Annotated in this window: 8 protein-coding genes; 1 reads left to right on the top strand and 7 read right to left on the bottom strand. The window is 73.9% G+C overall.

Annotated features, from left to right (window positions below):
- Positions 1-27: 27 nt before the first annotated feature.
- From OG230_RS12240 to OG230_RS12225, 4 genes are all read right to left on the bottom strand, one after another.
- The gene (locus OG230_RS12240) at positions 28-984 is read right to left on the bottom strand and encodes an ABC transporter ATP-binding protein (protein ID WP_328910211.1); all 957 of its coding nucleotides are present in this window, start codon (positions 982-984) and stop codon (positions 28-30) included.
- Positions 981-3821, bottom strand: a complete 2841-nt coding sequence (locus tag OG230_RS12235) for an ABC transporter permease (RefSeq protein ID WP_328910210.1) — start codon at positions 3819-3821, stop codon at positions 981-983. Before OG230_RS12235 ends, OG230_RS12240 begins: the two co-directional genes overlap by 4 nt.
- Position 3822: 1 nt before the next feature.
- A complete protein-coding gene (locus OG230_RS12230) occupies positions 3823-7125 on the bottom strand; it encodes an ABC transporter permease (RefSeq protein ID WP_328910209.1) in 3303 nt (1100 codons plus the stop codon).
- Between the two features lie 148 nt (positions 7126-7273).
- A complete protein-coding gene (locus OG230_RS12225) occupies positions 7274-7678 on the bottom strand; it encodes a globin (protein WP_328910208.1) in 405 nt (134 codons plus the stop codon).
- 91 nt (positions 7679-7769) lie between these two features.
- Here OG230_RS12225 and OG230_RS12220 point away from each other — a divergent pair, with 91 nt between their 5' ends.
- Positions 7770-8780 carry a methyltransferase domain-containing protein gene (locus OG230_RS12220; protein WP_328910207.1) on the top strand — a complete coding sequence of 337 codons (1011 nt, stop codon included), beginning with the start codon at positions 7770-7772 and terminating at the stop codon, positions 8778-8780.
- Here the strand turns inward: OG230_RS12220 and OG230_RS12215 are convergent.
- From OG230_RS12215 to OG230_RS12205, 3 genes are all read right to left on the bottom strand, one after another.
- Positions 8761-10056, bottom strand: a complete 1296-nt coding sequence (locus OG230_RS12215; protein ID WP_328910206.1) for an FHA domain-containing protein — start codon at positions 10054-10056, stop codon at positions 8761-8763. The two genes, OG230_RS12220 and OG230_RS12215, sit on opposite strands and share 20 nt — an antisense overlap.
- A 74-nt stretch (positions 10057-10130) precedes the next feature.
- Positions 10131-11489: a vWA domain-containing protein gene (locus OG230_RS12210; RefSeq protein WP_328910205.1), complete on the bottom strand. Its 1359-nt coding sequence runs from the start codon at positions 11487-11489 to the stop codon at positions 10131-10133.
- A 58-nt stretch (positions 11490-11547) separates the two neighbouring features.
- The gene (locus OG230_RS12205; RefSeq protein ID WP_328910204.1) at positions 11548-12933 is read right to left on the bottom strand and encodes a PP2C family protein-serine/threonine phosphatase; all 1386 of its coding nucleotides are present in this window, start codon (positions 12931-12933) and stop codon (positions 11548-11550) included.

Genomic DNA, 12933 nt, shown 5'->3' with positions numbered 1-12933 from the left:
CGTGGGGGGTGTGCGCGGCCTCCGGTCCTACTCCTGCCGTCCGTCCGGCCACACCCCGATGTGGTCCTGCTCCAGCTCCAGCATCACCCGGTGCTCCATGCCCAGCGCCTCGGTGTAGTCGGCGGGCAGCTGGAGCCGGCCCGCGCGGTCGAGCATCGCGTACTCGCGGGCCACCTGCGACTCCTGGCCCGTCGCCGCGTCGACCTCGGTGCGCCGCAGCACCTCGGAGGACGTACGGCCGTCGCGGATGGCGACCGTACGGCGCACCTCGCTCGCCACCGCCTGGTCGTGGGTCACGATCACGATCGACGTGCCCAGCTCCTCGTTGGCACGGCGGAACGCGGCGAAGACCTGCTCACCGGTGGCCGAGTCGAGCTCGCCGGTCGGTTCGTCGGCGAGGAGCACCGAGGGGGAGTTGGCCAGGGCCACCGCGATCGCGACCCGCTGCTGCTGGCCGCCGGACATCTGCTGCGGGCGCCGGTCGCGGCAGTCCGCCACATCCAGCATCTGAAGCAAGGACTCGGCGCGGGCGGCCCGTTCGGAGTTCCGGCCGCCGCCGCGCAGTTGCATCGGCAGCGTGATGTTCTGGACCGCGGTGAGGTACGGGAGGAGATTGCGGGCGGTCTGCTGCCAGACGAACCCCACCACGTCACGGCGGTAGCGCAGCCGTTCCTTCTTGCCCATGGACAGCAGATCGCAGCCCGCGACCTTCGCCGATCCGGCCGTGGGCACGTCGAGGCCCGCCAGGATGTTCATCAGCGTCGACTTGCCGCTGCCCGACGCGCCGACCAGGGCCATCAACTCGCCCTCGGTGACGAGCAGGTCGAGACCCTGGAGAGCCTGCACCTCCACCCCGTCCGTGGTGAAGATGCGCACCAGCCGGTCGCAGGCGATCAGCGCGTCATGGCCGTACGAGGGCCGGTCGCGGCGGGCGGCGGCCCGTTGTTCGAGCTCCGCCAGGGTGGTCTCGGTCGACGACGTCATCGGGTGTCTCCTGCCCTGAGTTCGGTGATCGATCCACGACGGCTCGCCCACCATGCCTGGATGCCGGCCACGGCGGCGGCGAGGAGGACCACGCCGAGCGCCGGAAGTGCCAGGGACCAGAGGTCGGCCCGCAGTGAAGCGGTGTGCGGTACATCGGTGGCGCCGCGCGCGCCCGACAGTGCGAGCGAGACCAGGTCGACGCCCGGGGCCAGCAGGGCGATGGTCGCCCAGCCGACGAGCAGACCGCCGACGGCTGCCAGCAGCGCCTGCGGCATCGCCTCGAAGGCGAGCAGCCGCCTGCCCTGCCGTGTGGTGAGCCCCATGGTGCGCAGCCGCGCCAGCAGGGTGGTGCGCTCGGGCGCGGTCTGCAGCAGCGACAGCAGGACGGCCAGCAGCGCGTACCCCGCACCCGCCGCGATCCCCGCGCCGTAGATCTGTTCGGCGCCGGCCTGCAGAGGGGTGTCGACGAACGTCTCGCGCTCCTCGGACCGCAGACGTACGACGAAGTCCTCGCCGGCGTCGTGGGCCGCGGCCTTCAGCGCCTTCTTGTCCAGCGCGCCCCCGGTGACCAGCAGCGCGCTGGTCTGCCGCTGCGTGAGGGAGGCGGAGTTGACGATCAGGAAGGAGGAACCGTTCACCGCGGGAGTGGTCTGCCGGACCGCCACGACCCGGACCTTGAAGTCCCCGGCCAGTGTCTCGATGGCCTGCGGCCCGTCGCCGAGGCGCTCGGCGACGGACGGCGAGGCGATCGCGGGCAGCACCCGGTCCGCCGAGTACGGCGCACCCTCGGGCAGTGGCGCCGAGGGGCCGGTGGCCTTCAGCAGCCCGGGAGGGAACGACGGGGCGCCGGTGGCGCGGGCCAGCCGGTCGTACGATCCGGGGTCGACACCGACCAGGGTCGCCCCCTTGTTGCCCTCGGAGCCGCCCTCGCCGGGCGGCAGTACGACGCTGTAGTCGATCTGGACGGGCGCCACGTCCCGTACGCCGCCCGAGGCCCGTACCTCCTTGGCGAAACGGTCCGTCACTGGTGTCGCGTCGCCCTGCCCGCTGATCCGGGCATCCGCGCCGACGGCCGAGAGCGCGGCGTCGTCCCGGGCGTCCCCGACGCCCGCGAGCACCGAACCGCCGAACGCCGCCGTGGTCAGCGCGATCAGCAGGGCGAGCAGCGGGAGCGTGCCGCTCGCCGACGAACGCCCTGCGCGGGCCAGCGACAGGAAGCCGACCGCGCCGCGCATCCGGGCGACGGGGCGGGAGGCCAGGCGCAGCGGCAGCGGGTAGAGCCGTACGAGGACCAGGGCCGCGATCAGCCCGACGAGGACGGGGGCGGCACTGACGAGCAGGTCGGTGCCCCCGGCCGAGGCGGTGCCGCGGCGGCGCAGCGCGGTGACCGCGCCGATCGCCAGCACCAGCACGGTCAGTTCGGCGACGGTGCGCCGCCGTGAGGGCCGGGCGTTCATCATGTCGTCGCGGGCGCCGTGCAGTTGGGGCCTGCGGTGCTGGAGCGTCGTACGCAGAGGCAGGGCGACGCACACCAGCGCACCGACCGCCGCGGCGGCCGTCACCGCAGGCCACAGCCGGGCGTCCCCGACGAGGAGCACGGAGAGCAGCAGGCCGAGCGCGGCGGCGGGCAGTACGGTCACGGCCGCTTCGCCGAACAGCCTCCTGCCGATGCCGGCGAGGGAGGCGCCGCGCGAGCGCAGCAGCGACAGTTCGCTGTGCCGGCGGCTCGCGGTCAGCCCTCCGGTCATCAGCAGGACGACCCCGGCGACCGCGCCGATCCCCACCGCGGCGACCGCGACGACCGGGCTGATCGCGGAGCGCATCGCCTCGTAGGAGAGGAGGATCTCGTCCAGATCGGTGGTCAGCGTCGCGGTGGGGCCCGCGATGTCGCGCAGTTTCAGCAGCTCCGGCCCGCGCTCCAGCGAGGCGACGGCGTCCTGGAGCGGGGCGGCGTCGAGCGAGGTGAGGTGCGAGGAGTCCGGCGCGATGCGCCAGAACAGCTCGGGTTCGCCCGTCGTGGTCAGCAGCGCGGGACCGGCGTCCGGCGCCAGTATCAGCGTGGCCGCCCAGTAGAAGACGGGCGTGGGGGAGTCGGGCGCCGGGACCAGCGACGCGGCACGCATCAGGGGCTCGGCGGCCCAGTAGGCGCTCTCCGGGTCCCGGGGGGTGACGATCCCGCTGATCCGCAGGGTCAGCGGCTTCCCGTCGTGCGTGGACACCGCGATCGTCGATCCGACCTCGATGCTCAGGGCGGCGGCGCTCTCGGCCGTGACGGCCGCCTCCACCTCCCGGGTGGCGGGGGTGACCTCGCCACGGGACGTGGGCCAGCGCCCGGCGCTCAGGGTGCTGTGCTCGGACAGCGCCGACGGGGCCGCGTACGTGAACTGCGGGGGAAGGGTGTTGGGGCGCGGCAGCCAGGGCTCGGTGGCGGGCACCGGCTTCGTGGTGTGGACCCCGTACGAGGAGTTCGCCGTGTCGGGCCGGACGGGGGAGGGCACCGCGGCCAGGAGCTCGCCGTGGATCTTGGCCAGTTCCGCCCTGCGCGAGGCATCCGCCCGTTCCTCCAGGTCGAGACCCAGGGGCGGCGTCGTCACCTCCAGCAGACTGCGTTCCGGACTGGCGGAGCCGACGTCGTGACGCAGCCCCTTCGTCTCGTACGCGTCCACGGAGCGCGGGAACGCGGCGGCGAGGAACGCGGTGAGCACCACGAGCACGGCGAGCGCGGCGGCGGCGCCGGGTGCGGTACGCAGCCGGGTGCGGATCCAGGGGGCGCAGGCGGCCGGGCCACGGGGGGCGCGGCCGGTGGCGGTCTGTGCGGGATTCTTGTCGGCGCTCATGTCAGTTGTCCCCCTGGTGACGCAGCGATACCGCCGGGTCGGCCCGGCGCAGTGCGATCGCCGCGACGATCAGCAGAGGCAGTGCGGCGACGCCCGCCAGCAGTCCGGCGACCTGCGGGACCGGCAGCTGCACCAGCACCGTGGGCACCGGCTGGGCGGCCTGCCCGGTCAGCACGATGAGCGGCACCACGGCCCGGGTCAGTACCGCGCCGAGCGCGAGCCCGGCCAGCAGTCCGATGGTGATCAGCACGCCCTGTTCGGCGGCGATCATCCGCGCCAGCCGGCGGCGCGGCGCGCCCAGCGCCCGCAGCACGGCGAACTCGGCGGCGCGTTCGCGCTGCGAGCCGACGGCGCTCACCGCGAATCCGACCGCCGCGAGCGCGGCGGCGACCACGGCCACGGCCAGCAGCGCGGACTGCGGCCCGGCGCCCAGCGGATCGCCGACCAGGTCCTCGGCCACCTCGTCGCGCACGTGGACCTGCGCCGGGTCGGTGTCGGGCAGGGCGCGCAGCTGGGCGGCGACCTTGTCCGCGTCGCCGGGCCCGGCGCTCAGCCACCACTCGGTGGGGGCGAGGAGCGAGGTCGAATCGTGGGCGAACACCTCGGTGAGGGCCTTGAGATCGAGCAGCAGCGCTCCGCCGTCGCCGGTCGGACCGGAGGTCTCGGCGGCGGCGGCCGGGCCCGTCGTGGGCAGCTGCCGGACCACCTTCGCGATCTTCACGCGGACCTGCTCGCCGGCCAGCGGCACGTCGACGCTCTGGCCCTTCTTCGCCCCGGACGCCTTCAGGAACGCGTCCGTGGCCACGGCGTTCAGCACCGGGACCTTCGAACGGGCCGCGGTGACACGGATGCTGTTCGTCGGCAGGACGAACCGGGCGTCCTCCTCGGCCACCAGCCCGGTGCCGTAGTCGAGGGACAGCGCGGTCCCGGCCGGAACCGTCGGTTCCAGGCCGGGGCCCGGCACGTCCTCGCCCCCGGTGTTGACCGTGCTGACCGCCTGCCAGCGGAAACCGTCCGGTACCGGCACCGGCTGCTCGGCGCCGTCGCCGGCCGCGGTCCGCAGGGCGGTCACCGACAGCCGGTGCTGCTCGGCACTGCCGACGGGCGGCTTGTCGTCCAGCTCGAAGCCCGTCAGGGCCAGTCCGCCGGCGGCGGAGACCGGGACGGACACGGTGTGCGGCCTGCCGTCGGCCGGCACCGGGCCGACGAGGGCGCGGTACGGCAGACCGAAACGATCCTCCAGGATCACGCCGACCTGCGGCGTGCGCCCCGACGGGGACGCCCCCTTCCGGGCGGCCGTGTCGGTGATCTTCAGGTCGAACCTCAGCTGCGTGCCGCCCTTCGGCAGCACCAGTCCGGGCCGTTCGGTCCGCGGCGGAGCCAGTGAACGCAGGAGCGCGGCCGGGGACTCGTCGGCCAGATCGTCGCGCAGCATCATCAGCTCGTCGGCGTGCGCGGTGTCCAGGGCGAGTATCTGGGCCGTGCGCTCGCCGGAGAGCTCCATGCTCGTGCGGTACGCGGGCGCGGCCTCCCGCACGCCGTCCAGCGTGCCGTAGGCGCCCGCCTTCGCGGGATCGCTGTTCGGTCCGCCCATCATCCGTACGGACGCTCCGGACCTGAAGTCCGCCTGGTCGCCCTGCGAACGGTCCCAGGACGCGCTCTGCCCGATCGCCAGCATGCCCATCGCGACGGACAGCACCAGCAGCAGCACCGGCCCCGCGCCGCGGAGCGGCCGGCGGCTGAACTGCCAGCCGGCCAGCGCCATGGGCAGCCCCCTGCCGCTCGCCGCGCGGCGCTCGGCGAGCCGGGCCGCGGGCGGCAGCAGCCGCAGGGTCAGGACCGTGCCCGCGAGCAGGGCCAGCGCGGGGGCGGCGACGAGCAGCGGATCGATACCGAGCTCGCCCTCCCGGTCCCCGCTGAGCGCTCCGCTGCCGGACGCCCCGGTCTGCCGGTCGAGCTGCCAGTACGCCACCGCCGCGATCAGCAGCAGGCCCACATCGGCGCCCGCCCGCACGGGCCCGGGGAGCGAGGCCGCACGGCCGCGCCCGCCGCCGCCCGAGGTCAGCGCGGGCGCCACCACGGCGAGCGCGCAGGCCAGCGCGACGGCGGCGGCGACCAGCCACACGGTGCCGGACGCGCTGCCGCCCAGGCGCACGCCGATCCGGGACAGCTCACTGCGCTCCGCGAGCAGACGGGTCAACGGCCCTGCGAGCAGCGGCGCGACGACTGCCGCGGGCACCGCGAGCATCAGCGCCTCGATCGCGGCGAACGAGGTGATCCGCCCCCGCGAGCCGCCACGGGCCCGCAGCAGCTCGGTCTCACCGCCGCGCTCGCTGCTCAGCAGCCGGGCCACCAGCAGCAGGGCGTAGGCGGCGAGCAGCACCAGCTGGACGGCGACGATCATCAGTGTCGAGCGGGAGACCAGCAGCGCCTTCTCGATCTGTTCGAGCACCGTGGGAAGCGAAGTCCGCACGGAGGCGCCGTCCTTGAACACCTCGGTGGTGAGCAGGGCCGCGGGACCGTCCGTCGACGCCCGGTGCAGCGCGTCCATCCGGCCGGTGGTGACCGTACGGAAGTCCGCGCCGGCCAGCCAGGACATCTCTCCCGGGCTGATCCGGCCGGAGCCGAGCACGGCGGGATCGGTGAGCAGCGGACCGTAGGTGGTGAAGACGACCTTGCGGACGCCGCGCCCGGCCAGCGGGTCCAGCTGCCAGTACGGATCGGCCTGGTCGGCGGCCTCGTACAGACCGGTGATCAGGATCCGCAGCGGCTTGCCGCCCAGCCGGTCGGTGAGGGTGAGCCGGGCGCCGGGCTTCACCTTCAGGACCTCGGCGGCGGTACCCGGCAGGGCCACCTCCACGGGCCCGTCGGCCTTCCCGCTCCCGCCGGCCGGCATGCGGCCGGAGGTGATCCGGATGCGGCTGTGGTCCAGCGCCGCGAACTGGGTCAGATCGGGGTCGCCGCGCCGGGCTGCCGGGGCCTGGAGGCCGCGCGGCAGGGCGTACGGCCCGGAGAGCTCCAGCTTCCGTACGGTCACGGGGAGCCCGTCGAAGGTGTCGCGGGCCGCCTCGCGCGCCGCCGCGTCCGCTTCCTCGCGCTGATCGCGGTCCACCTGGGCGGATATGAGGAGCGAGGCCGGGGCGGCGGACCGGTGCGTGAGCGTGTGGCGCAGGGCGGCGTCGCCGATGGAACCGGAGAACGCGGTGAGCGCGGCCAGTACGGACGTGGTCAGCAGCACGGCCAGTACGGCCGCGGCGAGAAGGAGCCGGTGCGCCCTCACCCGCAGAAAGACGAACCCCGTCACCTGACCCCCCAGACACCCTGTGTACGCACGCCCCCCGACGCTTCCAGGGATGCTTTCAGAGAGCACGGGGTTATGGAAACCGCTTACGGGTGCACCTTGATGGGATCGTGACCGTTATCCGACCGTGGAGTACCGGATTCCGGTTGCCTCAGCCCTCGGTGTTCACCATCGAAGCGGCGGCGTAGGTCAGGTAGTTCCACAGCTGCTGCTCGTGCTCGGCGGACAGTCCGAGCTCGTCGAGCGCGACCCGCATGTGCCCGAGCCAGGCGTCGTGCGCGGCCCGGTCCACCTGGAACGGGGCGTGCCGCATCCTCAGCCGCGGGTGCCCGCGCTCGTCGCTGTACGTCCGGGGGCCGCCCCAGTACTGCATGAGGAAGAGCGTGAAGCGTTCCTCGGCGGGGCCGAGGTCCTCCTCGGGGTACATCGGACGCAGCAGCGGGTCCTCGGCGACACCCTGGTAGAAGCGGTGCACCAGGCGCCGGAAGGTCTCCTCGCCGCCGACCTGCTCGTAGAAGGTCTGCTCCTGAAGCGTGTCGCGCGGAATGTCAGTCACGTGTCCATGGTCGCAGACGCACCGGCCGAGGACCGGGGTCCTAGGACCCCGCACCCTGGCCACACGGGCGTCGCAGCGGGAAAGTGGTGACATGGGCGCATACCTGGACCACTGCGCGGCCGACGGCGCCGAGGCGCGGTGGGCCATGGTGCGTGCCGTCCTCGCGGAGGGCGGCCTGAACGATCCGGCCTGGCGGGCCGCCTTCGAGCACGTCCCGCGCCATCTCTTCGTGCCCTGCTACTTCGCGGGTCCGGTCGGCCGGGAGGAGCGGCTGTGGTGCGAGGACCCCGATGCCGGCCGACGGGCGCGCTGGCTGCGCGGGGCGTACGAGAACGCGCCGCTGGCCACCCGTATCAGGGACGGTGTCCTCGTCTCGTCGAGCAGCAGGCCGTCACTGATGGCCCGGATGCTGGAGGCGCTGGACGTCCGCGACGGGCACACGGTCCTGGAGATCGGCGCGGGCACCGGCTACAACGCCGCCCTTCTCGCCCACCGGCTCGGGGACTCCGCGGTGACCACGGTCGACCTGGACCCGGAGATCACGGAGTCGGCCCGCCGGCATCTGGCGGCGGCCGGCTACCGGCCCGCGGTGGTCACGGGCGACGGGGCGCGCGGCTGCCCCGAGCGCGGTCCGTACGACCGGATCATCGCGACCTGCGCCCTGCCCTGCGTACCGCCGACCTGGCCGGCGCAGTGCCGGCCGGGCGCGCGCATCCTCGCCCCGCTCGCCACCGGGCTGGTCGCGCTGGACGTACGGGAGACCGCGCACGGCCCGTGCGCGGAGGGCCGGTTCCTGGACACGCCCGCGTACTTCGTGCCGCTGCGCGGGGCGCTGCCGCTGCCCGCCCAGCTCCAGCGCCTCGGCGGTCTGCCGGCACGGGTCGTCGAGAACGAACAGTTCCGCTTCCTGCTCACGCTGACCGCGGGCGTCCTCGATCCGCACGAGGCCCTCTCCCTCTGGCAGCGCGAGCGGCGCCCCCGGAGGGAGAGGTACGGCGTCACGGTCTGGCGGGGCCGGCAGTGGGCCTGGCTCGACGACCCGGAGGGGCCGTACGCCTGGCCCGTCGCCGGCTGCCAGGACCTCAGCCGCGACGGAGCGTGATGGTGGTCCAGGCCCCGACGTGCACCTGGTCGCCGTCCTGGAGCGGAACGGGGACGTAGGGCTGGATCGGGTCCTCGGCCGTGTTGAGCGTGGTGCCGTTGGTGGAGTTCTGGTCGACCACGGCCCAGCCGCCGTCGGGCTGCTGCACGAGCACCGCGTGCTGGTGCGAGACACCGGGGTCCTCCGGCGGCACGGACAGATCGATGTCGGGGGACTCGCCGGTGCTCTGCCGGCGGCGCCCGATGGTGATCTGGTTGCCGGTCAGCGGCAGGTGCTGTTCCGGGGAGTACGCGGGCAGATTGAGCCCGGTCGCCTCGGGGCCGCTGCGCTGCATCATCGCCAGGAAGTACTCGCGGTCCGGAGCGATGACGGCCGTCCAGGTGGTGGACTGCTGCCCCCGGTTCTGCCCCTGATCGGGGCCGTGACCCTGGCCGTGGCCGGGCCCCTGCTCCTGCCCCGGGCCCTGTCCGAGGCCGGGTCCCTGTCCGGGGCCCTGGCCCTGGCCGGGGAACGGCTGCTGGAACCCCTGCGGCGGCTGCGGGGCGGGCGGCTGCGGAGCGGGCGGTTGCGGAGCCATGCCCTGCGAGGGCGGCGGCAGCAGCCAGTCGTCGCCGCCGGTCTGCGGAGCCTGGGGCTGCGCGGGGGCGGGCGGAGCGGACTGCTGCTGGAATCCCTGCGGTGCCTGCTGCTGCGACTGCTGCTGGAATCCCTGCGGTGCCTGCTGCTGCGACTGCTGCTGGAAGGACGGCGGGGGCGGCGGTCCCTGCTGGAACGACGGCGGGGCCGGCGGGCCGGGGTGGCCGCCCTGACCGGGGGAGAGCGGCTCCGCCGGACGGTTCATCTGCGAGGGGCGCGAACTCTGGTACTCGAACGGGTCGCGCTGCTGCTGGGGCGGCGGAGCCGGCGGACCCTGCTGGGCCTGGAAGCCGGGCGGCAGGTTGAGACCCGGGACCGGAGCACCGGGTGCGCCCTGGCCGCCGTGCTGCGGGGCGAGCGGTGTGTACGAGGTCGCCGTGTTCGTGAGGAAGTTCCAGCGGCACTCCTCGCAGAAGGGCGCCATGGCCTCACGCGGGGTGCGGCACTGCGGGCAGAGCTCGGCGCGGGCGGTCGGCTCACCGGGGCCGGGGCCCTGCGGGTAGCCGTAGCCGGGCGCGGGCGGCGGGGGAGGCGGCGGGGGAACTGCGCCCGCAGGCGCGCCCGCCCCGGCCATGCGGTGTCCGCAGACCTCGCACCAGTCCTCGGAACCCGACTGGTGTCCGTTCGGGCAGGTCGGCATGTCGGCGCTTCCCCCTCTCCTCGTCCGGCCCGGGGGCCGTCATGCTCGTTCGGTTGCCGGTGGTTGCTCTGTCGCTACTTCTTGACGCGAACGGTCTTGGTGGAGCGCGTTTCGAGGGTCATCTCGTCCGCCTCCGCGACCTTTGCCTTCAGTCGCACAGTACCGGTCGCCGCATCGACGACGTCGACCACCTTCGAAAGCAGTTTCGCAGTGTCCTCGTTCCCGGAGGCCGATGCCAGCTGCACCGCACGGCCGAGCTTCGCGGTCGCCCCGTCGAAGTCTCCCGACTTGCGCGCATCGAGCCCCTGCTGGATGACTTGTGCCAGTTCGGCCTGACCCGTGTAGTGCGCGACCTGCGGATTGATCGAGGTGGACGCCACCATGTCGTCCGTCCACACCGCGCGTACGAGTCCCTGCGAGAGGGTCTGCGGAGTGCCGCCCGAGGGATCGGGAAGGATCAGCGAGACCCGCGCAGCCAGCATCTCCTGGCCGATCCCGGCCTCCGGGACCTGCACGCAGACGTGGTAGTCGCGGGACTCGTCGCCCCAGGAGCCGGTCGGATAGTCCCCGGCGCGCGGACCCGCCTCGGTGCGGCGGCCGGTCAGATCGGCGACCGTGGGTGCCACCTGCTTGACGAACCTGATCTCGACCCCGACGGGCGTCCAGAGCCGCAGGGCCACGTCCGCGACCTCCTTGCCCATCGCGTTCTCCATCATCTGCGTGAAGTCCGCGGCCAGCCCCGAAGGGTCGGCGACGATGTCGGCCGTGCCGAGCAGCGCGGAGGCGATCGCTGTGACCTCTTTCACCTCCCAGTCGGTGCCCACACCGCGGGCGTCACAGGTGAAACGGCCGGCGCAGGCGTCGAGCGCCGCCCGCAGGTCCTCGGGCGACTCGTGCTCGTTGCGGCCGTCCGTCAGCAGGATGCCGTGCCGGATGTCCACCTCGGCCGCGCCGAGCAGCCGGTCCGTGAGCCGCAGCCACGTACCGATCGCCGTCCCGCCGCCCGCGCTCAGCGCGCGCAGCGCGTCCTTGGCCTGGGCCTTGGTCTGCGCGTCCGCGGTGGCGAGCCGGCCGCCGCCCGGATAGACCTCCTTGGCCACGTGCGTACCCGCGACGACCGAGAACCGCGTGCCGTCCCGCAGGGTGTCGATGGCCGCCGCCGTCGCGTCGCGGGCGTTGCGCATCTTCGTCGGCGGGTAGTCCATCGAACCCGAACAGTCGACCATGATCACCACGGCGGCGTTCGGCGCCTGCCCGGGAGTGCGCGACGGCGCCGGTGACGCCCCCGTCAGCGGCACGCCACCGGTGGTGCCCCCGCCCGTCGAGGTGACGGTGACGATGCCGTTGACCTCACGGCCGCCCTCGGGCAGATATTCGTTCTGGTACACCTCGACGGAGAACTGCGGCACGTTCGACTTGGAGAAGTTGGCCATCTGATCGGCTCCTTGAGGCTCCACGTAGGTCAGATCAGGTCGTACGGGACGGCGGGAATCAGGCGGTGCTCCACGGAGGTGCTGCCCCCTGCGGCGTCACGGCGAACGGCAGCAGAGCCACTGTTACGTTGTCGTGCCCCCCGCCGTCGAGCGCGTGACCCACCAGCACCTGGGCGCCGTGCAGCGGCCGTTCGTGCGCGTCCGGAGGTACGGCGGCGGCCATCTCCACCGCGGATTCCGCGTAGTTCCACAGACCGTCCGTGCACACCACGACCAGGCCGGGGCGGTCCGGTTTGAACGAGGCCGTGTGCGGCTCCAGTTCGTAGGCGTCGGCGCCGAGCCAGCCCGTGATGGCGTGCGCCCGCTCGTCCGCGTACGCCTCCGCCTCGTTCATCAGGCCCGCCGCCACCATCTGCGCCGCCCACGAGTCGTCCTCGGTGAGCCGGGCGGGCGCCGTGGCGCGGTCGTCGGGCACCCAGTAGACCCGGCTGTCGCCGACCCAGCCGATGACCAGCAGGCCACCCGCCATGATCGCGCCGACCAGGGTGCACGCCGGGGCGTTCTGATGGCGGTGACCCTCGTGCTCCGTCGCCCGGCCCGCCTCCTCGGCCAGCGCGTTGACCGCCTCGGACGCGGCGATGATCGCCTCGTGCATGGCCTGCTGCGGGTGCGTACCGCGCGGCAGGGACTCCAGCAGGGCCTCGTTGGCGGTGCTCGCGGCGGCGGCCGACGCCTCGTCGGGGCGGCTCGCCGACGAGACGCCGTCGCAGACGATGGCGACGACGGCCGGGGAGCCGTCCGGCAGGGCGGTGGAGGACACGGCGAACGCGTCCTCGTTGCGGTGGTGGCGCAGACCCCGGTCGCTGACCGCTGCCACCGAACCGAGCTCCCGTTCCATGTGATCGCGTTCGCGGGGCTGGGCGTGACCGCAGTTCTCGCAGTAGCCGTCGGTGTCCACATGGCCGGAACGGCAGGCCACGCAGAGCTTGCCGCCGGCCGCGGGGGCCGCGGTGTGCTCGGCGGTACGCGGGTCGGGCGCGGCGGAGGGCGCCCCGGCGGGCGCACCCGGCGCCGCCAGTTCGAAGTCGTCGGAGCGCGGGCCCCCGCCCGGCTCGTCGTGGCGTAGGGCGGGTCCCGTGGTGGGAAGCGCGCTTCCGCCCGAGTCCGTGCCCGGCAGATCGGTCGCACGGTGAACGGGCGCGGGCACATCGGAACTGTCGACCTCGGAGGCGGCCGGCCACGCGACCGCGGACTCCGGCCCGCTCGCGGCCGGAGCCGGAGCCGGAGCCGGAACGGTGATCGCGATCGTCGGCCGGTCGTCCGGCGGCGCGGGCACGGCCGACAGGTCGTACCCGCAGGCGCCGCAGAACAGGTCGCCGGTCTCCAGCGGCTCCTCGCAGCCGGGGCAGTTGGACAAGGAGGTCTGCTGGTGGATCTGTGACAT

The organism is Streptomyces sp. NBC_00234, assembly GCF_036195325.1.
Taxonomy (GTDB): domain Bacteria; phylum Actinomycetota; class Actinomycetes; order Streptomycetales; family Streptomycetaceae; genus Streptomyces.
The sequence above is the reverse complement of the archived record's forward strand: the minus strand, read 5'-3'. Positions and strand labels throughout refer to the sequence as shown.

Excerpts from the sequence above, each read along its gene's own strand:
- OG230_RS12240 (WP_328910211.1), bottom strand. The coding sequence starts at position 984 with ATGACGTCGTCGACCGAGACCACCCTGGCGGAGCTCGAACAACGGGCC.
- OG230_RS12235 (WP_328910210.1), bottom strand. The coding sequence starts at position 3,821 with ATGAGCGCCGACAAGAATCCCGCACAGACCGCCACCGGCCGCGCCCCC.
- OG230_RS12220 (WP_328910207.1), top strand. The coding sequence starts at position 7,770 with ATGGGCGCATACCTGGACCACTGCGCGGCCGACGGCGCCGAGGCGCGG.
- OG230_RS12215 (WP_328910206.1), bottom strand. The coding sequence starts at position 10,056 with ATGCCGACCTGCCCGAACGGACACCAGTCGGGTTCCGAGGACTGGTGC.
- OG230_RS12210 (WP_328910205.1), bottom strand. The coding sequence starts at position 11,489 with ATGGCCAACTTCTCCAAGTCGAACGTGCCGCAGTTCTCCGTCGAGGTG.
- OG230_RS12205 (WP_328910204.1), bottom strand. The coding sequence starts at position 12,933 with ATGTCACAGATCCACCAGCAGACCTCCTTGTCCAACTGCCCCGGCTGC.